This is a genomic window from Rhodopseudomonas palustris, from assembly GCF_007005445.1.
Classification (GTDB): Bacteria; Pseudomonadota; Alphaproteobacteria; order Rhizobiales; family Xanthobacteraceae; genus Rhodopseudomonas; species Rhodopseudomonas palustris_G.
In genome coordinates, this window is the sequence record NZ_CP041387.1 from 2,580,483 (window position 1) to 2,604,426 (window position 23,944).

At 64.5% G+C, this 23,944-nt stretch carries 21 protein-coding genes and 1 tRNA gene; 6 read left to right on the top strand and 16 right to left on the bottom strand.

Annotated elements, in window-relative coordinates; translation table 11 throughout:
• Positions 1–50 precede the first annotated feature (50 nt).
• The 5 genes from FLL57_RS11790 to secE form a co-directional block, all read right to left on the bottom strand.
• Positions 51–1,010 (bottom strand): NAD(P)-dependent oxidoreductase, encoded by a 960-nt coding sequence (locus FLL57_RS11790; RefSeq protein WP_142882973.1) that lies wholly within the window; start codon positions 1,008–1,010, stop codon positions 51–53.
• A 107-nt stretch (positions 1,011–1,117) separates the two neighbouring features.
• Positions 1,118–1,807 carry a 50S ribosomal protein L1 gene (gene rplA, locus FLL57_RS11795; RefSeq protein ID WP_047309350.1) on the bottom strand — a complete coding sequence of 230 codons (690 nt, stop codon included), beginning with the start codon at positions 1,805–1,807 and terminating at the stop codon, positions 1,118–1,120.
• Positions 1,808–1,813: 6 nt separating this feature from the next.
• Positions 1,814–2,242, bottom strand: coding sequence for a 50S ribosomal protein L11 (gene rplK / locus FLL57_RS11800; RefSeq protein ID WP_013501901.1), 429 nt, complete (start codon positions 2,240–2,242; stop codon positions 1,814–1,816).
• A 216-nt stretch (positions 2,243–2,458) separates the two neighbouring features.
• Positions 2,459–2,989, bottom strand: coding sequence for a transcription termination/antitermination protein NusG (gene nusG, locus FLL57_RS11805; protein WP_013501900.1), 531 nt, complete (start codon positions 2,987–2,989; stop codon positions 2,459–2,461).
• Between the two features lie 17 nt (positions 2,990–3,006).
• On the bottom strand, positions 3,007–3,195 hold the full coding sequence (gene secE, locus FLL57_RS11810) for a preprotein translocase subunit SecE (protein WP_013501899.1): 189 nt from the start codon (positions 3,193–3,195) through the stop codon (positions 3,007–3,009).
• Between the two features lie 1,037 nt (positions 3,196–4,232).
• Here secE and FLL57_RS11815 point away from each other — a divergent pair.
• The gene (locus FLL57_RS11815) at positions 4,233–6,302 is read left to right on the top strand and encodes a TonB-dependent receptor (protein ID WP_052960655.1); all 2,070 of its coding nucleotides are present in this window, start codon (positions 4,233–4,235) and stop codon (positions 6,300–6,302) included.
• 87 nt (positions 6,303–6,389) lie between these two features.
• Positions 6,390–7,640: a PepSY-associated TM helix domain-containing protein gene (locus FLL57_RS11820; protein WP_047309353.1), complete on the top strand. Its 1,251-nt coding sequence runs from the start codon at positions 6,390–6,392 to the stop codon at positions 7,638–7,640.
• Positions 7,641–7,715: 75 nt separating this feature from the next.
• On the opposite strand, the gene FLL57_RS11825 is transcribed toward FLL57_RS11820, so the two are convergent.
• Positions 7,716–7,791 (bottom strand) — tRNA-Trp (locus FLL57_RS11825).
• A 414-nt stretch (positions 7,792–8,205) separates the two neighbouring features.
• Positions 8,206–9,396, bottom strand: a complete 1,191-nt coding sequence (gene tuf, locus FLL57_RS11835; protein ID WP_013501895.1) for an elongation factor Tu — start codon at positions 9,394–9,396, stop codon at positions 8,206–8,208.
• A 186-nt stretch (positions 9,397–9,582) separates the two neighbouring features.
• On the opposite strand from tuf, the gene FLL57_RS11840 reads away from it, so the two are divergent.
• Complete coding sequence (locus FLL57_RS11840) at positions 9,583–10,806, top strand: serine hydrolase domain-containing protein (RefSeq protein WP_142882974.1); 1,224 nt, start codon at positions 9,583–9,585, stop codon at positions 10,804–10,806.
• 287 nt (positions 10,807–11,093) lie between these two features.
• On the opposite strand, the gene FLL57_RS11845 is transcribed toward FLL57_RS11840, so the two are convergent.
• Entirely contained in the window at positions 11,094–11,861 is a 768-nt protein-coding gene (locus FLL57_RS11845) for an SDR family NAD(P)-dependent oxidoreductase (RefSeq protein WP_142882975.1), read from the bottom strand.
• 155 nt (positions 11,862–12,016) lie between these two features.
• Complete coding sequence (locus FLL57_RS11850; protein ID WP_047308229.1) at positions 12,017–12,772, bottom strand: histidine phosphatase family protein; 756 nt, start codon at positions 12,770–12,772, stop codon at positions 12,017–12,019.
• Positions 12,773–12,927: 155 nt separating this feature from the next.
• Here FLL57_RS11850 and FLL57_RS11855 point away from each other — a divergent pair, with 155 nt between their 5' ends.
• Positions 12,928–13,713 carry an SDR family NAD(P)-dependent oxidoreductase gene (locus FLL57_RS11855; RefSeq protein ID WP_142882976.1) on the top strand — a complete coding sequence of 262 codons (786 nt, stop codon included), beginning with the start codon at positions 12,928–12,930 and terminating at the stop codon, positions 13,711–13,713.
• Between the two features lie 305 nt (positions 13,714–14,018).
• Here the strand turns inward: FLL57_RS11855 and FLL57_RS11860 are convergent, their stop codons facing one another.
• Together FLL57_RS11860 and FLL57_RS11865 are read right to left on the bottom strand one after the other, a co-directional pair.
• Entirely contained in the window at positions 14,019–15,077 is a 1,059-nt protein-coding gene (locus FLL57_RS11860) for a phosphotransferase family protein (RefSeq protein WP_142882977.1), read from the bottom strand.
• A gap of 153 nt (positions 15,078–15,230) precedes the next feature.
• Positions 15,231–16,463: an acyl-CoA dehydrogenase family protein gene (locus FLL57_RS11865; protein ID WP_011158831.1), complete on the bottom strand. Its 1,233-nt coding sequence runs from the start codon at positions 16,461–16,463 to the stop codon at positions 15,231–15,233.
• A gap of 241 nt (positions 16,464–16,704) precedes the next feature.
• On the opposite strand from FLL57_RS11865, the gene FLL57_RS11870 reads away from it, so the two are divergent.
• Entirely contained in the window at positions 16,705–17,382 is a 678-nt protein-coding gene (locus tag FLL57_RS11870) for a TetR/AcrR family transcriptional regulator (RefSeq protein ID WP_013501888.1), read from the top strand.
• 274 nt (positions 17,383–17,656) lie between these two features.
• Positions 17,657–18,055, top strand: a complete 399-nt coding sequence (locus FLL57_RS11875; RefSeq protein ID WP_047309700.1) for a hypothetical protein — start codon at positions 17,657–17,659, stop codon at positions 18,053–18,055.
• Between the two features lie 77 nt (positions 18,056–18,132).
• On the opposite strand, the gene FLL57_RS11880 is transcribed toward FLL57_RS11875, so the two are convergent.
• The 5 genes from FLL57_RS11880 to FLL57_RS11900 form a co-directional block, all read right to left on the bottom strand.
• Entirely contained in the window at positions 18,133–18,885 is a 753-nt protein-coding gene (locus FLL57_RS11880; RefSeq protein WP_142882978.1) for an ABC transporter ATP-binding protein, read from the bottom strand.
• On the bottom strand, positions 18,882–19,652 hold the full coding sequence (locus FLL57_RS11885) for an ABC transporter ATP-binding protein (protein ID WP_142882979.1): 771 nt from the start codon (positions 19,650–19,652) through the stop codon (positions 18,882–18,884). The genes FLL57_RS11880 and FLL57_RS11885 overlap by 4 nt, the downstream gene beginning before the upstream one ends.
• Positions 19,649–20,869: a branched-chain amino acid ABC transporter permease gene (locus FLL57_RS11890; protein WP_013501885.1), complete on the bottom strand. Its 1,221-nt coding sequence runs from the start codon at positions 20,867–20,869 to the stop codon at positions 19,649–19,651. The genes FLL57_RS11885 and FLL57_RS11890 overlap by 4 nt, the downstream gene beginning before the upstream one ends.
• A gap of 4 nt (positions 20,870–20,873) precedes the next feature.
• Positions 20,874–21,881: a branched-chain amino acid ABC transporter permease gene (locus tag FLL57_RS11895; protein ID WP_013501884.1), complete on the bottom strand. Its 1,008-nt coding sequence runs from the start codon at positions 21,879–21,881 to the stop codon at positions 20,874–20,876.
• A gap of 250 nt (positions 21,882–22,131) precedes the next feature.
• The gene (locus tag FLL57_RS11900; RefSeq protein ID WP_013501883.1) at positions 22,132–23,484 is read right to left on the bottom strand and encodes a substrate-binding protein; all 1,353 of its coding nucleotides are present in this window, start codon (positions 23,482–23,484) and stop codon (positions 22,132–22,134) included.
• Positions 23,485–23,944 lie beyond the last annotated feature (460 nt).

The window sequence follows — 23,944 nt, forward strand, 5'->3', positions numbered from 1 at the left end:
CCAGACGATGCAGCATTGCGCTTATGTCGATGTCGGCGCTGCGGTTTCGGTCAGCCCTGTGGGGCCTCGACCGGATATGGCAGCGGCCTCCCCTCGAAATACGCGGCCAGATTGGCGATCACGCAATCCTGCATGGCGACGTGCGCCTCCTGGGTATGCCCGCCGATATGCGGCGTCAGCACCACGTTGGGAAACTCGGCCAGCGCATCCGGCGCGTAAGGCTCCTGCGCGTAGACGTCGAGGCCGGCGCCCGCGATGGTACCGCCGGCAAGCGCGGCGATCAGCGCCGGCTGATCGATCACCGAGCCGCGCGAGATGTTGACCAGAATACCATCCGAGCCCAGCCGCTTCAGCATCCCCGCATCGATGATGTTCTCGGTGTCGGGACCGGCGCGGACGGCGACCAGCAGCACGTCGCACCAGTCGACCAATTCACCGAGGTCGCCGATATAGCGATACGGCACGTCGTGCCGGCTGCGGCTATGATAGGCGACCTCGGTCTCGAAACCGGCGACCCGCGCGGCGATCTTGCGGCCGATTTCGCCGATGCCATAGACCCCGACCTTGGCGCCGGTCAGTCCACGCGGCGGCTTCAGCATCGGCGACGGCCTGGCGCCGGACCAGCCCCCGGCCCGGACGTAAGCGTCGGCCGGCAGCACCCTCCGCATCAGGGCGAGCAGCAGCGCCAGCGCCAGATCCGCGACCGCCGAGGCGTTCGCGGCCGGGCTGTTGCCGACCACGATACCGCGCTCAGCCGCGGCTTTCAGATCGACCCCGTCATAGCCGGTGCCGTAGCAGACCACCGCGCCGAGCGCCGGGAGGATGTCGAAGGTTTCACGGCCGAGCGGCTGGCCGCCCATCGTCAGCAGCGCGCGGACATCCGCAAGCTCGGCGGCGCCGAACACCTGATCGGCTGGCTTGCCCGCGGTCTCCAGCAGCTCGAAGCGCTCGGCGAACCGTCCCAGCATCGACCTGCCGAACCGTGACGTCACCAGAACCTTGTCGGCCATTGCAGCCCCTCCCGATTGTTTGTTGTTGTTCTTGCGAGCAAACAAAAAGGGCGAACGGGTTGCCCCGTCCGCCCTTTTTCAAATCGCGATTCGTCCGGGCAACGGACTTAGTGGACGGTGCCCGGCTCGACCTTCACGCCCGGGCCCATCGTCGAGGACACCGCAACGCGCTGAATGTAGGTGCCCTTGGCGCCGCTCGGCTTGGCCTTGTTGACCGCGTCCGCGAGCGCCTTGATGTTCTCCACCAGCTTGTCGGCGTCGAACGAGGCCTTGCCGACGCCGGCCTGGATGATGCCGGCCTTCTCGACGCGGAACTCGACCGAACCGCCCTTGGCGCCCTTGACCGCGCCGGCGACGTCCATGGTCACCGTGCCGATCTTCGGGTTCGGCATCATGCCGCGCGGGCCGAGCACCTTACCGAGGCGGCCGACCAGCGGCATCATGTCCGGGGTGGCGATACAGCGGTCGAAGTTGATGTTGCCGGCCTGCACCTGCTCCACCAGATCCTCCGCGCCGACGACGTCGGCACCCGCGGCCTTGGCCTCGTCCGCCTTGGCGCCGCGCGCGAACACGCCGACGCGCACAGTGCGGCCGGTGCCGTTCGGCAGCATGACCACGCCGCGGACCATCTGGTCGGCGTGGCGGGGATCGACGCCGAGGTTGATCGCGACCTCGATGGTCTCGTCGAACTTCGAGATCGCGCGCTCCTTGATCAGCTTCACCGCCTCGTCGAGCGGATACAGCTTGGTGCGGTCGATGCCTTCGCGGATCTTCTTCAGACGCTTACCGATTGCCATGATCCGTTACCCCTCGACCTGCAGGCCCATCGAGCGGGCGGAGCCCTCGACCATGCGCATGGCCGACTCGACGGTGTCGCAATTGAGATCCTTCATCTTCTTCTCGGCGATCTCACGCACCTGGGCGGAGGTCACCTTGCCGGCGACATCGCGGCCCGGCGCCTTGGAGCCGGACTGGATCTTGGCCGCCTGCTTGAGGAAGTAGGACATCGGCGGGGTCTTCATCTCGAAGGTGAACGACCGATCGGCGTAGATCGTGATCACCACCGGAATCGGCGTGTTCTTCTCTTCCTTCTGGGTCTGCGCGTTGAACGCCTTGCAGAACTCCATGATGTTGAGGCCGCGCTGACCAAGCGCGGGACCGATCGGAGGCGACGGGTTCGCCGCTCCGGCCGGCACCTGCAACTTCAGGTATCCGGTCACTTTCTTTGCCATACCAACTCTCCTGTTGCCGGCGAACCGGCGGTTTCAGGTTTCGTGGTGGGGCTCTAGCGGACGACTGGCGATCGTCCGAAGCCTCCCACGCTTCGCGGAAATTACTTTCCGCACGTCATGGCCGGGCTCGTCCCGGCCATCCACGTCTTCTCACCACCGCCACGCCTACAAAACGTGGATGGCCGGGACAAGCCCGGCCATGACGGGGTGTTTCGGTCAAACCTTCTCGACCTGACCGAATTCCAGTTCGACCGGCGTCGCGCGGCCGAAGATCGACACCGCGACCTTGACGCGCGAACGCGCCTCGTCGATTTCCTCGACCACGCCGGAGAACGACGCGAACGGGCCGTCGGCGACGCGGACGTTCTCGCCGATCTCGAACGACACCGACGCCTTCGGGCGCTCCACGCCTTCCTGCACCTGGTGCAGAATGCGCATCGCCTCGGACTCCGAGATCGGCATCGGCTTGTTCTCGGCGCCGAGGAAGCCGGTGACCTTCGGGGTGTTCTTGATCAGGTGGAAGGCTTCGTCGGTCAGATTCATCTTCACCAGCACGTAGCCCGGGAAGAACTTGCGCTCGGCGTCGACCTTGCGGCCGCGGCGCACCTCTGTGACCTTCTCGGTCGGCACCAGCACCTGCTCGAACAGATCTTCCAGGCCACGCTGCTTGGCCTGCTCGCGAATCGATTCCGCGACCTTCTTCTCGAAGTTCGAATAGGCGTGGACGATGTACCAGCGCATGCTCATAAGATTCGGGCCTGCCGTTAGACGCCGAGCACCAGGCGGATCAGCAAGCTGATCACCTGGTCGGCGGCGAAGAAGAAGATCGAGGCCAGCGCCACCATCACGAACACCATGATCGTGGTGATCGAGGTCTCGCGGCGGGTCGGCCACGTCACCTTGGCGGTCTCGCTCCGCACTTCCTGCAGGAATTTGAACGGGCTGAAGGCCATGGCGTGATCCGGGTCAGTGTCGATGTCGGTTTCAGAAACTCAGACAGCCCTGTTGCGCCCAACCTCCGCCAAGGAACCCCTCAGCTTCAGGATGAGCCGCCAACCGGGCCCTGTTTTTCGGGAAAATCAAGCCGCGCCGGAAATCCGTCAAAGCGGGCCGGCAGCGAGTAAAGCTGTCTACTGCGCCACATCCACAAGGTCAAGATGCGGCCCGGCCAAGGTTCCGGCGCCGCCCGGCGGGCGGCTGCGGCGGCTCGCCGCGCGCCTCCTGAACCGCACCAGATCAATACCTAAATACCACATCAGCCAATGGAACCGGAGCAAACCGGCACGGCCGCCAGCCAAGGCTCGCGCCTGAAAGCGGCAAGGCAATCGGCGATGCCTCCGGAAGCAGCAGGGTCCAATTTTTCGTCCCATCGGCAGGAAGGGTCTGCTCGCGCCCCATCGAACCGACCCCGGTATCGGCGACGCCGGTCGGCGCGCTTGCGGCCTCGTCACCACTGTGAGGCTGCCGCGAGCGCATCGCGTGACCGGGCCTGCCGATCGTGGCAACGCGACGCAGCGACAAACAGATGATTAGTATCGATGCGGCATCCCCCCACCGCGATCACGCCGACGATTTCGGAACGATTCAAACAACACCATCCTGACGAGCGCATCGCGCAGCATTCGCGCGCAAACTTGTATCATCCAAGTCACATCGTCAAACGCAATCGCGAATTGGATCCGTTCTAATCGCAGCTATCTTGCGATCGCGATCGTTTTCGTAGACCGCACTCGTCGGAAACAAGCTCGTTGATGGTTTTCTGGGAGGGGCGAAGGAAGTGATAATCGACAATCTTGCTCGCGTGGCGTGCCTTGGTGCTGTGAGCCATCTTACTTTGTGTCTGGCGATCGATTTCGTCACACCGGCGCATGCGCAGTCGACGCTACCCGCGATCAGCGTCGAAGCGCCGACCCGTCAAAGCAAGCCCAGCGTTTCCCCGCCCCGCCGAGCATCGGCCACGCGCGCCGCGCCCCGCCGTGCGGCCGCGCCGTTGCAGCCGGTTGCTCCCGTCCCCTATGTCGTGCCCGGCCGCGGCACCGTCGGTGCGCTGACGCCGTCTTATGTCGGCGGTCAGGTCGCGAATGGCGGTCAGGTCGGTCTGCTCGGCAATCGCGGCGTGCTCGATACGCCGTTCAACCAGACCACCTACACGCGCGAGCTCATCGAGAACACGCAGGCACGTACGCTGGCGGACGTCCTGGTCAACGATCCCGCCGTCGCCTCGGCGCTGCCGCGCAGTATCGGCCGCGAGCAGCCGGTGATCCGTGGCTTCCTGCTCGGCAACACGGCGGTCGGCATCAACGGCTATTTCGGCCTGATGGGTAACAACAACTTCAACCTGATCGATGCGGTCGAACGCGTCGAAGTGATCAAAGGCCTCAGCGGCCTGCTCAACGGTCAGTCGCCGGACGATTCGATCGGCGGCGCGATCAATTACGTGATGAAGCGCGCCCGCAACGAGCCGATCGCCGAGGTGACGACGTCGTTCGCCTCGCGCGGACAAGGCGGCGTGCATCTCGACGTCGGCCAGCGCTACGGCGAACACAAGGAATTCGGCATCCGCTACAACGGCAGCTATCGCGACGGCAACACCGAGGTGGACAATCAGAGCCTGCGCGATCAGAGCCACGCCCTGGCGCTGGATTATCGCGGCGAGCGCGTGCGGGTCTCCGCCGACGTGCTCTACAACGATTTCCGCGGCAACGGCCTCAGCGGCCGCAACACCTTGAGCCCGAGCCTGACTGCGGTGCCGACGCCGCCTTCCCCGACCAATTTCTGGATTCCGACCTGGACCGGCATCAAGGGCACCAACACTGCGGCGCTGTTCCAGGCCGAAGTCGACGTCACCGACTGGCTGACGATCTATGGCGGCGGCGGCTTCTTCGAAAATTCCATCACCTCGACGATCTCCAACCCGACCATCGTCAATGCCCTCGGCGACACCACGTCGACGCCGTTCGTCAATCGGCAGAACCGCCACAACCACACCGAACAGGCAGGCTTCCGGGCCACGGTCGAGACTGGTCCGGTGCTGCATGAAGTCAACTTCAACACCACGCTGTGGAGTGGCCAGCTCGACGCCTCGCAGAGCGTCGGCATGCGGGTGACCTCCAATATCTACAATCCGGCTCCCATCCCCTTCCAGACGATTCCGCAACTCGACGTCGTCAAGGCCAACGTCAGTTCGCTGAACAGCTATGGCATCGCCGACACGATGTCGGTGCTGAACAAGCGCATCCAGTTCACGATGGGCATCCGCCGGCAGGAAGCCGCGTCGGACGCGTTCAATACGATCACGGGGGCTCCGACCTCGAGCTACAGCGCCGGCACATGGTCGCCGGCCTATATGCTCGTGATCAAGCCGCTGGAGAACGTCTCGGTCTACGCCAACTACATCGAAGGCCTGATGATGGGCACGATCGTGGACGCCGGCTTCCAGAACCAGGGTCAGGTGTTCCCGCCGTACAAATCGGTCCAGCACGAGATGGGCGTGAAGGTCGATTGGGGCCGCTTCACCACCACCGTCGCCGCTTACGACATCTCGCAGCCGGCACAGATCAGCATTCCGAACTCGCCGCTGCCGATCTTCTCGATCGACGGCGAGAACCGCAATCGCGGCGTCGAGATCAACACTTTCGGCGAGCTCACGCCCGGCTGGCGCTTGCTTGGCGGCGCGTCGTTCATGGATGCCCGTCAGGCCAAAACCCAGAACGGCATCAACGACGGCAAGCGCTCGCTCGGCATTCCGCAGGTGCAGGTCAGCCTCGGCACCGAGTGGGACGCGCCGTTCGCCGATGGCCTGACGCTGACAGGCCGCGCGCTCCACTTTGGTGAAGCCTATGCCGACGCCGCCAACCGCTTCCTGGTGCCGTCCTGGACGCGGTTCGATCTCGGTGCGCGTTACACCTTCGCCTCGCCCTGGAACGGCAAGCCGATCACGCTGCGCTTCGCCGTCGAGAACGTCGGCAACAGCAGTTACTGGGCGACCAGTCTTTCGGACCGCCAGATCTATCTCGGCGCGCCACGCACCTATCTGGCTTCGACCACCTTCCGGTTCTAAGCCAGAAAGCCGACGACGATGGGCAATAGTACGCAGAGCCGGACGGAGCCCACGCCCGGCCTGCGCGCAGGCCGCGGCATGGTCCGCATGATTTCATTCTCCGTCTTCATCCACAAATGGACCGGCCTGCTGGCGGCGGCGTTCCTGATCGTCGCCGGCGTGACCGGGAGCCTTCTGGCGTTCGAGAAGGAGCTCGAGGCGCTCGTCAATCCCGGGCAATATGTCGTGCAGCCGCGGCTGGACGAACAGGGCCGGCCCGCCGCGATGCTCGATCCGTTCGAGCTGCATGCACGGGCCGTCGCAGCGCTGCCGGGTTATCAGGTCACCGGATTCCCGTTTCTGCGGACACCGGATCGTTCGGTCCCGTTCAATCTGACGCGCGGCGATCCGAAACAGCCCGATGCGGATCAGGCCTTCCTCGATCCGTATGACGGGCGTCTGCTCGGCGTGCGCAAATACGGTGCCACGCCGTTCGATCGCACCACGCTGATCGGCTTCATTTACAAGCTGCACTATGCGCTGGCGCTGCCGGCACCCTACGGCCAATGGTTGTTCGGCCTCGTCGCCCTGGTCTGGACGGTGAATTGTCTGGTCGGCATCGTCTCGACCTTCCCGCGGATCCCACCGTTCTGGAAGCGCTGGTTGCCGGCCTGGCTGATCAAGCACACGGGCAGCACCTATCGGCTGCATTACGACGTCCACCGCGCTTCCGGCCTGTGGCTGTGGGCGGTGCTGTTCCTGTTCGCGTGGTCGAGCGTGATGCTCAATCTACGGCAGGAGATCTATACGCCGGTGATGTCGACCTTCCTCGAGTTCAGCGCGACGCCGGAGCCGCGCAAGGCGGACACCAGCAAGCCGCTGCTCGGCTGGCCGCAGGCCTACGACATCGCCTCCCGCGCGATGGACGAGCTGGCGGCGCAGCACGGCTTTACCGTCAATTTCCGCAGCCATCTGTTCTACAATCGCCGCTTCGACGCTTTCATCTACTATGCCAATACGTCGCGGGACGTGCAGAGCGACCGCGGTCAGACCGGCGTGTTCATCGACGCCCGCAGTGGCGCCCTGCTCGGCTCGCGGATGCCGACCGGCGCCTATTCCGGCGACACCGTCAGCCGCTGGCTGCAATCGCTGCATATGGCCAAAGTGTTCGGCCTGCCATTTCGTATCTTCGTCGCGTTCGTAGGCTTGGCGCTGGCGATCAGCGCCTATACCGGGCTCTACGTCTGGTGGAAAAAGCGCAAGGCGCGCTTGGCCCGCGACGACAAGCTCCGCATCAAGGCGAAGGCGCTGGCTGCTCAGCCTGCCCCGCACCCGCATCAGGCACACCGGCCGCTGTGAGAGCAGCCGGAACCGCCCGCCGAAGAGCTTATGCAGGCTCAATTTTTCTGTTGAATCAGATGCTTAGCGAATGGCTGGCAGGAGTGGCAGGGCTCGAACCTGCGACCCCCGGTTTTGGAGACCGGTGCTCTACCAATTGAGCTACACTCCTACGTCGGCGTTGCCACCGAACGGGCCGTTTGAAGCACAGGCGATGCCCTGCTGGCAAGTGGGATACGCGGTTAGGCTTTGGTCTATTCGACAGGTTCCACAGGCGCGACGTCCGGACCGGTTCCGGACTTGCGATAAGGTCGGGGCGCCAGCGCGCAATCCCGGTTGGCGCCCGTCCCCGGCGCATTCTCGAACACGCAGCGAGTCGGCGGCGCGCCGCACACCCGGTCGAGCTCGCGAAAGCCGACACAGTGCCCGTCCGGCGCCCGATAGCCGGTGCCGCCCTTGCAGCCGCACCCCTTGCAGGCCGGCCGCTCCGGACAGCCCGCGAATGCCGGCGCGATCCCTGCAAAAAGAACGGCCGCGAGCACGATAAAGCGCGCTCGCGGCCCTCGCATTGCGCAAGCGATGATCGTTACTCGATGATCGCCGCCACTACTCCTGCGCCCACCGTGCGGCCGCCTTCGCGGATGGCGAAGCGCAGCTTTTCTTCCATCGCGATCGGCACGATCAGGTGCACTTCCATCGCGATGTTGTCGCCCGGCATCACCATCTCGGTGCCTTCCGGCAGGTGCACCACACCGGTCACGTCGGTGGTGCGGAAGTAGAACTGCGGACGGTAGTTGGTGAAGAACGGGGTGTGGCGGCCGCCCTCTTCCTTGGTGAGGATGTAGGCTTCGGCCTTGAACTTGGTGTGCGGCTTCACCGAGCCCGGCTTGCAGAGCACCTGGCCGCGCTCGACGTCCTCACGCTTGGTGCCGCGCAGCAGCGCGCCGATGTTGTCGCCGGCCTGGCCCTGATCGAGCAGCTTGCGGAACATTTCCACGCCGGTGCAGGTGGTCTTCTGCGTGTCGCGGATGCCGACGATCTCGATTTCCTCGCCGACCTTGATCACGCCGCGCTCGACACGACCGGTCACTACGGTGCCGCGGCCCGAGATCGAGAACACGTCTTCGACCGGCATCAGGAACGGCTGGTCGATCGGACGCTCCGGCTGCGGGATGTAGGCGTCGACCTGGCGCATCAGCTCCAGGATCGCGTCGTGCCCGAGCTTCTGGTCGGAGTTCTCCAGCGCCGCCAGCGCCGAGCCCTTGACGATCGGAATGTCGTCGCCCGGGAAGTCGTACTTCGACAGAAGCTCGCGCACTTCCATCTCGACCAGCTCGAGCAGTTCCGGATCGTCGACCATGTCGCACTTGTTCAGGAACACCACCAGCGCCGGAACGCCCACCTGACGCGCCAGCAGGATGTGCTCGCGGGTCTGCGGCATCGGGCCGTCGGCCGCCGACACCACCAGGATCGCGCCGTCCATCTGCGCCGCACCGGTGATCATGTTCTTGACGTAGTCGGCGTGGCCGGGGCAGTCGACGTGCGCGTAGTGACGGTTCTGCGTCTCGTACTCGACATGCGCGGTCGAAATCGTGATGCCGCGCGCCTTCTCTTCCGGCGCCTTGTCGATCTGGTCGTAGGCCGTGAACGTCGCACCGCCCGTCTCCGCCAGAACCTTGGTGATCGCCGCCGTCAGCGACGTCTTGCCATGGTCGACGTGACCGATCGTCCCGATGTTGCAATGCGGCTTCGTACGTTCAAACTTTGCTTTGGCCATCGTTCTCCATCCTTGTCGGCGCCAGCCCGGAAGGCGGCGAAACCGCGGCTGGTTACTGCGGAAAAGCACCCTGTTCAAGCCGGATTTTATGGGTCAATCTGGCGCGGAACGCCCCCGCAGGCCCCGGATGACATGCGTGTGAACACCGGCGCCCGACCACAACAAAAAACAGCACCGGGAAACGCCATGACCGCGACCGCAGCCGCAACCTCCGCCCTTCCCCCGCAGACCCCACCTTTGCCCGAGGCCAAGCCCGAAACCCTGGGGCTTTCGCCGCGACGGCTGCAGGTGATGTCGGACGCCTTCAAGCGCGAGATCGACAAGGGCACAATCCCCGGCGTCACAGTGCTGGTGTCGCGCAAGGGCAAGATCGGCTGGTTCGAGGCGCTGGGCCGCCAGGCACCGGGTTCCGAGGCGCCGATGCGTCGGGACAGCATTTTCCGGATCTTCTCGATGACCAAGCCGATCGTCTCGGTCGGCATCATGCAACTGGTCGAGGACGGCCAGATGCTGCTCGACGATCCGCTCTCGAAGTTCATTCCCGAATTCGAGAACACCAATGTCGGTATCGTCCGCGGCGGCGAGCTCGAACTGGTGCCGCTGCAGCGCCCGATCACCATCCAGGATCTGCTGCGCCACACCTCCGGCATCACTTACGACCACACCGGCGACGGCCCGATCCACAAGATGTACCGCGCCTCGCGGATCCGTAGCCGCAAGATCACCAACGAGGAGCACGCCAGCCTGATCGCCTCGATGCCGCTGGTGTGCCAGCCCGGCGCGGCGTGGAACTACAGCCGCTCGACCGACATCCTCGGCCGGGTGATCGAAGTGGTGGCCGGGCAAACGCTCAGCACGTTTCTCACCGAACGCATCCTGGCGCCGCTGCAGATGGCCGAGACCGGGTTCCACACATCGGCCGAGAACAAGAGCCGCCTCGCCGAGGCGTTCCCGACCGATCCGTGGACCGGCGATCCGGTGGCGCTGTTCAACATGCTGGAAAAGCCGGCGATGGAATCCGGCGGCGGCGGCCTGGTGTCGACCACGATGGACTACGCGCGGTTCTGCCAGATGCTGCTCAGCGGCGGCACGCTCGACGGCACCCGCATCATCGGCCGCAAGACGCTGGAGCTGATGGCATCGAACCACCTCGAGCCGCACATCCCGCCGGACAACTACATCCTGCCGCCCGGCAACGGCTTCGGCCTCGGCTTCGCGGTCCGCACCCAGCCCGGCATCTCGCCCTTCCCCGGCTCGGTCGGTCAGTTCTACTGGAGCGGCATCGCCGGCACGTTCTTCTGGATCGATCCCGCCGAACAGTTGTTCGCGGTGTTCATGTCGCAAGGGCCGGGACAGCGCGAATACTTCCGCACCCTGGTGCGGGATCTGGTGTACGCGGCGGTGGAGTAATTCCAAGCCGCCACAGGCGCGAGCCTCATCCTGAGGAGGCCGCGCAGCGGCCGTCTCGAAGGATGGCCGCACGCCCCTTTCCAGCCTCCATCCTTCGAGACGCGCGCCCTACAGGCGCGCTCCTCAGGATGAGGGCGGAGTGTGTGGCATTCCCACCTCTCCCCGAGTCATTCCGGGACGCGAGCGCAGCTCGCGAACCCGGAATCTCTTGCGTTGCTTACAACTTCTGGATTCCGGGTTCGCGCCGCGCGCGCCCCGGAATGACGTGGTCGGCTACGCCGACCACGTCAGCTAATCGTCGCGCCGCCGTCGATGACGATGGTCTGGCCGGTGGTGAAGGTGCCGGCCTTGGAGGCGAGGAAGATCGCGGCGCCGGCGATCTCGTCGGGCTCGCCGATCCGCTGCAACGGTGAGCGCGCGGTCGAGGCTTTCAGCGTCTCCGGGTTCTCCCACAGCGCGCGGGCGAAGTCGGTCTTGATCAGGCCTGGCGCGATGCAATTGACCCGGATGTTGTGCTCGCCGTATTCGCAGGCGAGATTGCGGGCGAGCTGCATGTCGGCGGCCTTCGAGATGCAGTAGGCGCCGATCACGGTCGAGCCCTTCAGGCCGCCGATCGAGGATACGATGGTGATCGAACCGTCCTTGCGCGCAATCATCTGCGGCACGACTTCGCTGATCAGCCAGTGATTGGCCACGATGTTGTTGTCGAGGATCTTGCGAAACTGATCGTCGTTGATGCCGGCCTGCGGGCCGTAATACGGGTTCGACGCAGCATTGCAAACCAGCGCGTCGATCTTGCCGAAGCTCTGCGTCGCTTCCTGCGCCAGACGCTTCAGATCGTCCTTGCTGGAGATGTTGGCGGCCAGCGCCAGCGCGGTGCCCGCACCGAATTGATCGTTGATGGCCTTCGCCACCGCGTCGCAGGCATCCTGCTTGCGCGACGAGATCACCACCTTGGCGCCCTGCTCGGCCATCCGCTCGGCGATCGCCTTGCCGATGCCGCGCGACGAACCGGTGATGACCGCGACTTTGCCGGTCAGGTCGAACAAGCTCATGTTTCTCTCCCGTTGTTAGTGCTGTTGATTATTGCAGTCCGTCATTGCGAGGAGCGAAGCGACGAAGCAATCCAGGATCAGTGTTCTCGACTCTGGATTGCTTCGCTTCGCTCGCAATGGCGGTCAGACGTATCGTGCCATCCCAATGACGGTGCCTAAGCCAGCTTGCTCGGCGTCGCCAGTTCGGGGCCGGCGGGCTGATGCATCGCGGCGTGCGACGGATCGGCGATCCACGGCTGCTGATTGACCATCGGAATCCGCCAGCCCTCGTGGCCATTGGAGGCCATGTGGTCGAGCCGGGTGATCGAGCAATTGTCGATGGTGAAGGCGAGCCCCCGCTCCGGCTGATCGCGCAGCGCCAGGCCGATCGCCGCCTTGATGGTGCCGCCGTGCGCGACCGCGACGATGTCGCAGCCGGGATGCGCAGCGTTGATCCTTTCGATCGCCCGCTTGGTGCGTTCGTAAAGATCCATGAAGCTCTCGCCGTTGGGCGCGCGCTCGTCGATCGGCGCGAACCAGAAGGTGGCGAGGTTGACCGGCAGCTTGGCGAAGAACGCGGCGCGGTTGGTGCCCTGCCAGTCGCCGAGATGCTGCTCGTTGAGATCGGCGTCCTGCGTGATGGTCTCGGGCCGGGGAAAGCCGGCGGCGAAGATCGCTTCGGCGGTCATGTGGGTACGCTTCAGCTTGCTCGCGTACCACACCGCATTCTGCGGCAGCACCCGGCTGACCGCGTCGAACACCACCTTGTCGCTGCAATCGCAATCGATGTCGATCTGGCCGTAGATGTTACCGCCGTCGCTGCGGACCGGCGCGTGCCGCACCCACCACCACCGCGTCGCGGTGACGCCGACCGGCACCGAGTGCTGGGCGACGAACGGTTTGTCGTTGGAAGACGGCGGCACGTTCGTCATGTGAGAAAATCCTTCAATCCGGTCACAAGTCGCTGTACGTCAGACCTCGCATCGTCTCAAGTCACTTGTGTGTCGGACGCGCGATGTCGACGAACGATCGTCGTTCCAATTCCGTCAAACGGCAAACGCCGCAAATGATCAGCAGGGAGCAACGCATGGGCCGCCTCGAAGGCAAATCCATCATCATCACCGGTGCCGGCAGTGGCATCGGCCGCGCGGCATCGCTGCTGTTCACCAAGGAAGGCGCGCAACTGATCGCCGTCGATCGCACCGAGGGCGTCAACGAAACCGTCGCGCTGGTGCGCAAGGCCGGCGGCACCGCCGAGGCGGTGATGGCTGACGCCGGCTCCGAAGACGACGTGAAGGGCTTCGTCGCCAAGGCGCTCTCGGCCTACGGCAAGCTCGACGGCATCTGGGCCAATGCCGGCATCAGCGGCGGCCTGGTGCCGCTGCCCGAACAGACACCGGAGCATTGGCAGGAGATCCTGCGCGTCAACCTGATCGGTCCGTTCCTGGCGATCAAGCACACCATGCCGCATCTGATCAAACAGGGGCACGGCGCAATTGTCTGCACTGCCTCGGTCGCGGGTTTGAAGAGCGGCGCGTCGGGACACCCTTACGCGGCATCGAAGGCCGGCGTGATCAGCTTGGTACAGACCACCGCCTATTCGCTGTCCGGCACCGGCGTGCGCATCAACGCGGTGTGCCCGGGCCTGATCGAAACCGGCATGACCAAGCCGGTGTTCGACGGCGCCCGCGCCCGCGGCACCGATCACAAGATCGGTCAGCTCAACCCGCTGAAGCGCGCCGGCCAGCCGCACGAACTCGCCACCATGGGACTGTTCCTGCTCAGCGACGAAGCGTCTTACGTCAACGGCCAGGCGTTCCCGGTCGACGGTGGCCTGACCGCTTCGATGCCCTATGCGGGCAAGCCGATCTGAGACGGGATGATGAGCGGCGCAGACCGCTCCACACACGACCGTCATCCCCGCGCATGCGGGGATCCAGTATTCCAGGGCGTTCGTGACAACAACGACGCACTGGAATACTGGGTCGCCCGGTCAAGCCGGGCGATGACGACCTTTTCTTGAGATCAATATCGCAATTTCGTCATTCGGGGCGCTGGCGTAACGCGCGCCCCCGGAGGGATGCACACCTGCGGCGTGCATCCCGGAATGACGTTGGTGAGAGCAACAAAAAAGGCGCGATCCTTGCGGACCGCGCCTTTTTCAATATCGAAACCCGCTTACTTCGCGCCGGCCTTCTGGGCGTATTCCCACGCCAGCTCCGCCATCGGCACGGTGCGGGCGGCAGATTCCTTGGCCTTGTCGGAGGCCGCGGTGCCGTCGCGGACCCGGCCGGCGATGCCCGCCAGAATGCCGGCGAGACGGAAGGTGTTGTAGGCCAGATACCAGTTGAGGTCCGGCACACCGGCAATGCCAGCGGCCTTGCAATAGATCTCGGCGGCCTGCTCCAGCGTCGGCAGATTCAGCGCCTTGAGATCGGCCTCGGCGAGGCCCGGCATCGCCCACTGCATCAGCAGATAGGTGAAGTCGGCCATCGGATCGCCGAGCGTCGACAGCTCCCAATCCAGCACCGCCAGCACGCGCGGCTCAGTGGCATGGAAGATCATGTTGTCGAGCCGGTAGTCGCCGTGCACCACCGACACCCGCTCCTGCACCGGCAGCGTGTTCGGCAGCCATTCCATCAGCCGCTCCATCTCCGGGATGGGCTCGGCCACCGACGCCTTGTACTGCTTGCTCCAGCGGTCGACCTGGCGGGCGAAATAATTGCCCGGCTTGCCGAAGTCGCCGAGGCCGATCTTCTCCGGATCGTAGCTGTGAAGCTGCGCCAGGGTCTCGATCTTGGCCTTGAAGATCGCCCATCGCGACTCCGGCGTCTGGGTCGGCAGGGTCGGGTCCCAGAACACCCGGCCCTCTTCCATCGACATGATGTAGAACGACACGCCGATCACCGAGTCGTCGGTGCACAGCGCATAGGCCTTGGCGACCGGGAAGCCCTGCTTGCCGAGTGCGGCGATGACGCGGAATTCGCGGTCGACCGCGTGCGCCGACGGCAGCAGCTTGCCGAACGGCTTGCGCCGCATCACGTAGGAACGGTTCGGGGTGACGAGCTTATAGGTCGGGTTGGACTGCCCGCCCCTGAACTGCTGAACCTCGAGCGGACCCTGATAGCCCTCGACATTCGCCTGCATCCATTCGGCGAGGCGGGCCTCGTCGACCCGATGCCGCTCCTCGACCGGCTTGGTGCCGGTGTAATCGTCGTCGTTTCGCTTCCCGACCAAGTGACGCTCCTTGTTCTTGTTCGCGCGTTTCGCGCCGCGCGTTCCGACAATCCTAAAACAATCATACCCGGGCGTGACCCGGGTATCCATCTTTCCAAGAGATGCATCGCCGGATCAAGTCCGGCGATGACGTTTTTGTGCTGCCTTTGCGCGTCAGTGCGCTGCGTTGGCGTATTTCTTCATCTCCAGCCGGGCGATGGCGCGGTTGTGCACCTCGTCCGGACCGTCCGCGAGCCGCAGCGTGCGGATGTTGGCGTAATCCTTGGCGAGACCCGCGTCGTCGGACACGCCGGCGCCACCGAACGCCTGGATCGCTTCGTCGATGATGCGCTGCGCCATCCGCGGCGCCGCCACCTTGATCATCGCGATCTCAAGCTGCGCGGTCTTGTTGCCGACCTTGTCCATCATGTCGGCGGCCTTCAGGCACAGCAGACGGTTCATCTCGATGTCGATACGGGCTTCGGCGATCCGCTGCTCCCACACCGAGAATTCGATGATCCGCTTGCCGAACGCGACGCGCGACTGCAGCCGCTTCACCATCTTCTCCAGCGCTTCTTCGGCCTTGCCGATGGTGCGCATGCAGTGATGGATGCGGCCCGGGCCGAGGCGCCCCTGCGCGATCTCGAAGCCGCGGCCCTCACCGAGCAGCAGATTCGAGGCCGGAACGCGGACGTTCTCCAGCTTGACCATGCCGTGGCCGTGCGGCGCGTCGTCGAAGCCGAACACCGGCAGCATCTTCTCGATGGTGATGCCGGGGGTGTCGAGCGGCACCAGGATCTGCGACTGCTGCTGGTGACGCGCGGCGTTCGGATCGGTCTTGCCCATCACGATCGCGATCTTGCAGCGCGGATCGCCGACGCCCGACGACCACCATTTGCGGCCGTTGATGACGTAGTGATCGCCGTCCTTCTCGATCCGGGTCTCGATGTTGGTGGCGTCCGACGAGGCCACCGCCGGTTCGGTCATCAGGAACGCCGAGCGGATCTCACCGGCCATCAGCGGCCGCAGCCACTTCTGCTTCTGCTCCTTGGTGCCGTAGCGGAACAGCACTTCCATGTTGCCGGTGTCCGGCGCCGAGCAGTTGAACACTTCGGAGGCCCAGGAGATGTGGCCCATCTGCTCGGACAGCAGCGCGTATTCGAGGTTGGAGAGCCCCGCGCCGTGGAATTCATCGTCGTCGTGCGAGGACGGCGGCAGGAACAGGTTCCACAAACCTTCGGCCTTCGCCTTGGCCTTCAGCTCCTCGAGCACCGGAATCACCTTCCAGCGCTCGCCCTCGGCGTCCTGCTGCTTGTAGATCGGCACAGCGGGCCGCACATGGTCGTTCATGAACTTGGTGACGCGGTCCAGCCATTCACGCTGGCGATCGGACATCGTGAAATCCATCAGGCGATCCTCACTGTTTTCCCAGACTGTTTGACCGACGGGGTGCGGCACTGTCGTCCTGCCGCATCGCGCCCGCAAGCCGGATTTCCGCCCCGCGCCTCCCGACAGCCGGGCGGCCACGAACCGCGAAAACGACGCTGCCGGCGTCGCAGCGCCCGACGGCGCATTGACTTCCGGCTGTGAAACGATAGTTTCATACAGTTGTTTGAATTGCAACAGCGATGATTTCCCGCGGAGCGGCATGTCGACCGACACCACACGCAGCGCCATCCTGATCGCCGCCGAGCGGCTTTACGCCGAGCGCGGCTTCGGCGACGTCACATTGCGCGACATCGTCGCCGCGGCCGGAGTCAACCTCGCCGCGGTGAACTATCACTTCGGCTCCAAGGACGAACTGATCGCCGAGCTGTTCGTGACGCGTTCGATCGTCACTAATCGCGCGCGGCTGAACGAGCTGAAAGCCGCCGAAGCCGCCGGCGGCGGCCGGGCACCCATCGAAGCGGTGCTGCGCGCGCTGATCGCTCCTTCGTTGCGTGGCTGTCTCGGCCCCGACAGCCAGCGCTCCGACGCCGCGCGGTTCATGATCCGCGCCTCGATCGAGACCATCCCGCCGATCCGCAAGATCAAGAATCGCGAAGTCGATCACTTGCGCAAATTTGCAGCCGCGATGCGGCGCTCCCTGCCCGGCAAGCCGGACGCCGAGATCTATTGGGGCCTGCACTTCGCCCTCGCAATGGCGCAGCAGACGGTGCGCGACAGCGAGCGCCTGCTGCGGCTGTCGGAAGGCATCTGCGACCTCGACGATGTCGACGGCGTGATCGACCGCGTCGTGGCGGTGGCGTCGCTGGCGCTGAAGATGGGCATGACCGGCGACGCCGAGGCTGCCACCGCTGAAAAGTCCGAGGCGCGGAAGCGCTGAAGTACCGACTCGGAAACGCGTATCGAAGCGCTATCCTGATCCGACGACGGAGCGCGATCAGTCCGATGGACCACCCGCACCCCAGACACAGAAGCGGACAACACCTGCCCAATCGCGCCACGATACCGACTTGTTGATAATATCCGCGTCATGCTGACAGGATAGTCTTATCGCACGGACTGCGTCGGAATACTCTAGCGCACTGACCGAGCTAATCAGCGGCCTGATACGCGAGTCATTCAGAACCGCGAGCCATCCAGATCGTTGAGGACAAATGAATCGAACGCTCGCGGCCGCATCTGGCCTTGCCGCCCTTGCCGCCGCCATCCACATCATCATGGGTGGTAACGGCGTGGTCGATCCCCTTTTGGCGTCGATGCTGGAAAGCTGGCCGAAGCAGGTTCTCTACGCCGTCTGGCATATGGGCTCGGTCGCACTGGCCCTGTCCTCGGTCGCCTTGCTCATCGGCGGCCTGCCCCGTCACGCCGTCGCCGCGCGCTATCTGGTCTTGTTCGTCTCGGTGTTGTGGTGCTGCTTTGCCGGCGTCTTCCTGGCTGTCATTGCGATCCAGCCGGAGCCGGGCTGGCTTTTCAAATTGCCGCAATGGGCGCTGCTGTTGCCGGTCGGACTGCTTGGCTTGTGGGCCAGCGTCCGGACGCGCGGGAGAACGTGACAAGCAATTCAGTGAGCCCCGGCCGGTTTGCGCGACGCCCGTCCGCCCGGGGTTCAGTGTCAAATGAGATGCAGAACTCAAATCGCCAGATAGCGATGCCGTAGCTCTTCGCTGTCGAGCACGTGCTTGGCGCTGCCGTCGAACACCACTTCCCCGGTATCGAGGATGACGGCGCGGTCGGACAGTTCCAGCGCCGCCACGGCGTTCTGCTCGACGATGATGGTGGTGATGCCGGCGGCGCGGACTTCGCGCAACGCCTTGGCAATGTCGTGCCGGACCACCGGTGCGAGCCCTTCATAGGGCTCGTCGAGCAGCAGCAGCTTCAGGTCGCGGGCGAGCGCGCGGGCGATCGCCAGCATCTGCTGCTCGCCGCCGGACATCGTGACGCCTTCCTGCTTGCGGCGTTCGGCGAGTCGCGGGAACAGCTCGTAGATCCGCTCGAACGACCAGCCGACGCTGCCCGAGATGACGGCGATCTGCAGATTTTGCTCGACCGTCATGCCCGGGATGATGCGGCGATCTTCCTGCACCAACTGAATGCCGGCCTGCGCCGCGACATAGTTCGGCTTGCCGTGCAGCGCCACGCCGTCGAGGATCACCTCGCCCGAAACCAGTTCGGGCGTCGAAGCACGGGCGATCGAGCGCAGCGTCGAGGTCTTGCCGGCGCCGTTGCGGCCGAGCAGCGCCAGGATTTCGCCCTTGTTCAGGTCGAACGAGACGTTCTGCACGATGTAGCTGTCGCCGTAATACGAATTCAGATTGCGGCAGCGAAAGAATGGCGTCGCGCCCGCTTGCGCCGGGCCGGGCCGTTCTGCGGTCATCGTCGTCATACCTGTTCCTCGCCGAGATAGGCTTCGATCACTTTCGGGTTGCCCTTGATCTCGTCGGGCACGCCCTGCGCGATGACACGGCCGCCGGCCAGCACCGTGATGCGATCGGCCAGCGAGAACACCACGTGCATGTCGTGTTCGATGATCACGATCGTCATGCCGGACTGTTTGATCTGCCGGAGGATGTCGATGGTGGCGTTGGTGTCGGCTCGCGCCATGCCGGCGGTCGGTTCGTCGAGCAGCAGCAGCTTCGGCTTCTGCACCAGGCCCATCACTAGCTCGAGGCGCCGCTTGTCGCCGCGCGACAGTGCTCCGGCCAGATGATAGACGTGGTCGCCGAGACCGCGCTCGCGCAGCGCCTGGACGGCGCGCTGGCCGATCTCGCCCTGCTCGTCGAACCGGCTCACCAGCTTGAGACGGAAGGCGCCGTCCTGATGCGACAGCATCGCCATCATGACGTTTTCCAGCACCGTGAGATCGCCGAAGATCTCCGGCGTCTGGAACACCCGCGCCACCCCGAGCTGGTTGATCTCGTAGGGCTTGAGCCCGGTGAGCTGGGTGCCGTGGAACATCACCTTGCCCTGGGTCGGCGGCAGCACGCCGACGCAGACGTTGAGCAGCGTCGACTTGCCGGCGCCGTTCGGGCCGATGATGGCGTGGGTCTCGCCCTCGCGGATGTCGAGGTGAACGTCCGCGAGCGCGTGCAGACCGGCGAACGTCTTGTGGACGTGATCGATGTGCAGGACGATGTCGTTGGTCGCGGTCATGACACGGCCCTCGCTTTCTTCTCGCTAGCCTTCTTCTCGATTTCCGCAGCGCGGTCGTGGGTCGGCATCTCCTCGATCACCGCCTCGCCGAGCGCGTCGCGCTGCGGTGAATCGCCGAGCGACTTGACCTTCGGAGTGTGCTTGAAGCCGATCAGCCGATTGACGCCTTCCATCACGCCGCCGGGCAGGAAGATCACCACCGCCATGAACAGCAGGCCGAGAGTGAGGTGCCAGCCTTCGCCGACGAACAGGCTCGTCACGCTGACGACGCCTTCGCGGAAGCCGTCCGGCAGGAACGCGAAGAACTTGGCGAGCTGCTGATCGTTGTAGGCCGAGAAAATGTTCTCGAAGTACTTGATGATGCCAGTTCCGACCACCGGACCGAGCAGCGTTCCGGCACCACCGAGGATCGTCATCAGCACCACCTCGCCCGACGCAGTCCATTGCATCCGCTCCGCACCCGCGAGCGGGTCGGTGGCGGCGAGCAGTGCGCCGGCGAGACCGGCGAACATGCCGGAAATCACGAAGGCGGACAGCAGATAGGGCCTGGTGGAGTAGCCGGTGTAGCCCATCCGGTTCTGGTTGGACTTGATCGCGCGAAGCGTCATGCCGAACGGCGACCGGAAGATCGCGATCGACAGACCGAACGCCGCCACCAGCACCGCGCCGCAGATGTAGAAGCCGGTCCAGCCGGTGATCGTCAGACCGAACAGCGACGGCATCGGCGAGGCGTAGCCGATCGCGGCGTCGAGCACCCGCGGATCGTCGCGAAGCACGCGCAGGCCGGTTTCGCCGTTGGTGATCGGGGTCAGCACCGAATAGGCCATGTTGTAGCACATCTGGGCGAACGCCAGCGTCAGGATCGAGAAGTAGATCCCGGACCGGCGAAGGCTGACGAAGCCGATCGCCAGCGCCAGGATTCCGGCGAGCACGACCGAGAACGCCACCGCCGGAAGCAATTCCATCGAGACCAGCTTGAACGACCACACCGCCGCGTAGGAACCGACGCCGAGGAACGCGGCGTGGCCGAACGACAGATAGCCGGTGAGGCCGAACAGGATGTTGAAGCCGATCGCGAAGATTCCGTAGATCGCGAACTTCTGCAGCAGGTCGGGATAGCCGGCGCCGATCGGGGTGAAGATGATCGGGCCCAGCGCCACCATCACGGCGAAGCCGATCAACAGCGCGATGTCGGCGAATTTGGAGGTGTGCTTCATCGGATCAGCTCTCCATCACGCCCTTGCGGCCGAGCAGCCCTCGCGGCCGCACCAGCAGAACCACAACCGCGACCAGATAGATGATGATCTGATCGATGCCCGGCACCAGCGCCTTGACCTCGTTCATCGAGGCGAAGGACTGCAGGATTCCGAGCAGAAAGCCGGCCAGCACCGCGCCCGGCAGCGAGCCCATGCCGCCGACCACGACGACGACGAACGACAGCACCAGGAAGTCCATGCCCATGTGATAATCGGGCGGGACGATCGGCGTGTACATCACGCCGGCCAGACCGGCGACGACCGCGGCGAGACCGAACACGATGGTGAAGCGCCGTTCGATGTTGATGCCGAGCAGACCGACGGTCTCGCGATCCTGCATGCCGGCGCGCACCACCATGCCGAAGGTGGTGAGCTGCAGGAACGCGAACACCAGCGCGATCACCACCAGCGAGAAGCACAGATAGACGATGCGCCAATAAGGATAGACGATCGCTTCGGTGATCTGGAGGCTGCCGGAGAACAGCGCCGGTGCCGATTGCGAGATCGGGTTGGCGCCGAAGAAGTGCTTGACGATCTCCTGCAGCACGATGGCGAGGCCGAAGGTGACCAGGATCTGGTCGGCGTGCGGACGCTTGTAAAAGAACCGGATCAGGCCGCGCTCGATCAGGATGCCGATCAGCAGCATCACCGGAATCGCCAACAGGATCGACATGGGCACCGAATAGTCGATCAGCACCTTGCCCCAATCGCCCAGCATATCCTGGACGTAGGGCGTCTTGATCTCGAGCGGGCTGCCCCACGGGGTGGTCCGGGTCGGATCGACCTTGACGATCTCGAGGGTCAGCAGCTTGTTGAAGACGACGGCGCAGAACGCGCCGAGCATGAACAGCGCCCCGTGGGCGAAATTCACGACGCCCAGCGTGCCGAAGGCCAATGTCAGCCCGAGCGCGATCAGCGCATAGGCCCCTCCCTTGTCGAGGCCGTTCATGATCTGCAGAACGATCGCGTCCATGCGTGGTCAATCTCCCCTGTGTCCGTGGCGCCAGCCCGGCGCGCGCGTCCATCGCTAGTCCCCGACGACCGACCTCGGCCGCCAGGCTGGTACAAACATTGGCAGTATCGTGTGTCCCGAAGCTGTGCCTGGACGTCGCAAAACCGCGCCGAACGCACTCGTGAGACACGAAGCGTCGGCCGGCCGCACCGAGGCGCAGCCGGCCGCGATCAGTCCGCCGGGCCGCGATCAGCAGCCCGGCTCGATCAGATCAGCCGCACTTCTTGGCGTCCTTGGAGCCCAGTTCGCCGCCGAAGATGCTCGGATCGTAGGTGACCTGCGACGCAGGCACGATCTTCCGAACTTCAAGCAGATCGAACTTGTCCTTCGGCTTGTCCTTGCCCTGCACCACCAGCACGTCCTTGAAGCACTGATGGTCGGCGGCGCGGTACAGCGTCTTGCCATTGCCGAGGCCGTCGAACTCGAACCCTTCGAGCGCAGCGATCACCTTGGACGGATTGAACGTGCCGGCGCGCTCGACGGCATCGGCGTAGAGGATCGCCTGGACGTAGCAGGTTTGCGCGGCCTGCGACGGCGGGGTGCCGTAAGCGGCACCGAACGACTTGGTGAAGGCGCTCGTTGCGGCGTCTTCCAGCTTCCAATCCCAGTTGGCGGTGCCGTAGATGCCCTTGATCGCGTCGCCCGCGCCCTGCGCCATCAACTCGGAGAACAGCGGCACGACGATCTCGAACTTCTTGCCGTTCGCCATCTTGTCGCGCAGGCCGAACTGCACCGCCTGGGTCAAGGAGTTGATCATGTCCTTGCCGTAGTGGTTCAGGATCAGCACGTCCGCGCCGGAATTCAGCACCGGCGTGATGTACTGCGAGAAGTCCGCCGCGCCGAGCGGGGTGCGGACCGCCTTGATGGTCTTCCAGCCCTGCTTCTCGGTGGCGTCCTTGATCGACTCCTCCTGGGTCCAGCCCCAGGTGTAGTCGGCGGTCAGGTGGTAGGCTGCGCGATCCTTGCCGTAGGCTTCGGCGAGCACCGGGCCGAGCGCCACGCCCGACATGTAGGCGTTGAAGAAGTGCCGGAAGCCGTAGGCGCGCTTGTCCTTGCCGGTGGTGTCGTTGGAGTGAGTCAGGCCGGCCATGAAGATCACGCCGATGTCCTGACACAGCGACTGCACCGCGACCGCCTCGGCCGACGACGAGCCGCCGGTGATCATGATCGCGCCGTCCTTCTCGACCATGCGCTTGGCCGAGGCGCGGGCCGCGTCCGCCTTGGTCTGGGTGTCGCCGGAAACGAAGGTGACCTTCTTGCCGAGCACGCCGTTACCCTTGAGCGCCAGCGGCTTCATGGTCTTGAGCATGCCGCCGTCGCCCTCGCCGTTGAGGTGCTTGACCGCGAGCTGATAGGCCTTGAGTTCGTCCATGCCTTCGTCGGCATAGGCGCCGGACTGCGGGACGTTGAAGCCGAACACGACTTCCTTGCCCTTCGGCATGTTGCAGAAATCGTCGGCCCACGCGTCGCGGATGAAGAACGTCGGCGTTGCAAGGGCAGCAGCACCGGCCAGGCCGGTCTTGAGCGCAGTTCTGCGGTCGATGATGAATTTCTTGTCGGCCATGGGGCGTCTCTCCTCAGGTTCCTCGGTAAATCGTGTTGTTGTTCTTCCAGTCACGACTAAGGGCGATCAGACGCCGTTGTGACCAGTTGCTCTTCCGGCAACGAAGCCGAAGTCTTGGAGAGCGGGTGGAAATGGGTCAACCGCTCCTTTTGTCTAAGGGAGGGTTCGCGCCCAGGTCGCACAGGTAACTACTAATTCAGTTGACAGAACTAATCGTCACGCCGGCGTGACACTTGTCGGACCGCCCGCATCGAGCTTCGCAGGAAAAGTCACGACGGATCAGCAGAGACCCGCAATCGCAACGTCACATATCGCAATGCACCAAACGATTCACAGCGCGTGCACCCCCGGCCGGCGATGGTCGTTTGTGTCACGATGTGACGTTTGGTCGCGAAAGCGCACGCTCGCGATGCGGTGCGTCAACAAGGCAGCGCACATCCTGCCGCGATCGCGCAAACTG

What these genes read in the sequence shown, in the direction of transcription:
- rplA (WP_047309350.1), bottom strand. Translation starts at nt 1,807, where the DNA reads ATGGCAATCGGTAAGCGTCTGAAGAAGATCCGCGAAGGCATCGACCGC.
- FLL57_RS11840 (WP_142882974.1), top strand. Translation starts at nt 9,583, where the DNA reads ATGACCGCGACCGCAGCCGCAACCTCCGCCCTTCCCCCGCAGACCCCA.
- FLL57_RS11875 (WP_047309700.1), top strand. Translation starts at nt 17,657, where the DNA reads ATGAATCGAACGCTCGCGGCCGCATCTGGCCTTGCCGCCCTTGCCGCC.
- FLL57_RS11895 (WP_013501884.1), bottom strand. Translation starts at nt 21,881, where the DNA reads ATGGACGCGATCGTTCTGCAGATCATGAACGGCCTCGACAAGGGAGGG.
- nusG (WP_013501900.1), bottom strand. Translation starts at nt 2,989, where the DNA reads ATGAGCATGCGCTGGTACATCGTCCACGCCTATTCGAACTTCGAGAAG.
- FLL57_RS11900 (WP_013501883.1), bottom strand. Translation starts at nt 23,484, where the DNA reads ATGGCCGACAAGAAATTCATCATCGACCGCAGAACTGCGCTCAAGACC.
- FLL57_RS11820 (WP_047309353.1), top strand. Translation starts at nt 6,390, where the DNA reads ATGATTTCATTCTCCGTCTTCATCCACAAATGGACCGGCCTGCTGGCG.
- rplK (WP_013501901.1), bottom strand. Translation starts at nt 2,242, where the DNA reads ATGGCAAAGAAAGTGACCGGATACCTGAAGTTGCAGGTGCCGGCCGGA.
- FLL57_RS11790 (WP_142882973.1), bottom strand. Translation starts at nt 1,010, where the DNA reads ATGGCCGACAAGGTTCTGGTGACGTCACGGTTCGGCAGGTCGATGCTG.
- FLL57_RS11850 (WP_047308229.1), bottom strand. Translation starts at nt 12,772, where the DNA reads ATGACGAACGTGCCGCCGTCTTCCAACGACAAACCGTTCGTCGCCCAG.
- FLL57_RS11870 (WP_013501888.1), top strand. Translation starts at nt 16,705, where the DNA reads ATGTCGACCGACACCACACGCAGCGCCATCCTGATCGCCGCCGAGCGG.
- FLL57_RS11845 (WP_142882975.1), bottom strand. Translation starts at nt 11,861, where the DNA reads ATGAGCTTGTTCGACCTGACCGGCAAAGTCGCGGTCATCACCGGTTCG.
- FLL57_RS11890 (WP_013501885.1), bottom strand. Translation starts at nt 20,869, where the DNA reads ATGAAGCACACCTCCAAATTCGCCGACATCGCGCTGTTGATCGGCTTC.
- FLL57_RS11885 (WP_142882979.1), bottom strand. Translation starts at nt 19,652, where the DNA reads ATGACCGCGACCAACGACATCGTCCTGCACATCGATCACGTCCACAAG.
- FLL57_RS11865 (WP_011158831.1), bottom strand. Translation starts at nt 16,463, where the DNA reads ATGGATTTCACGATGTCCGATCGCCAGCGTGAATGGCTGGACCGCGTC.
- FLL57_RS11880 (WP_142882978.1), bottom strand. Translation starts at nt 18,885, where the DNA reads ATGACGACGATGACCGCAGAACGGCCCGGCCCGGCGCAAGCGGGCGCG.
- tuf (WP_013501895.1), bottom strand. Translation starts at nt 9,396, where the DNA reads ATGGCCAAAGCAAAGTTTGAACGTACGAAGCCGCATTGCAACATCGGG.
- FLL57_RS11855 (WP_142882976.1), top strand. Translation starts at nt 12,928, where the DNA reads ATGGGCCGCCTCGAAGGCAAATCCATCATCATCACCGGTGCCGGCAGT.
- secE (WP_013501899.1), bottom strand. Translation starts at nt 3,195, where the DNA reads ATGGCCTTCAGCCCGTTCAAATTCCTGCAGGAAGTGCGGAGCGAGACC.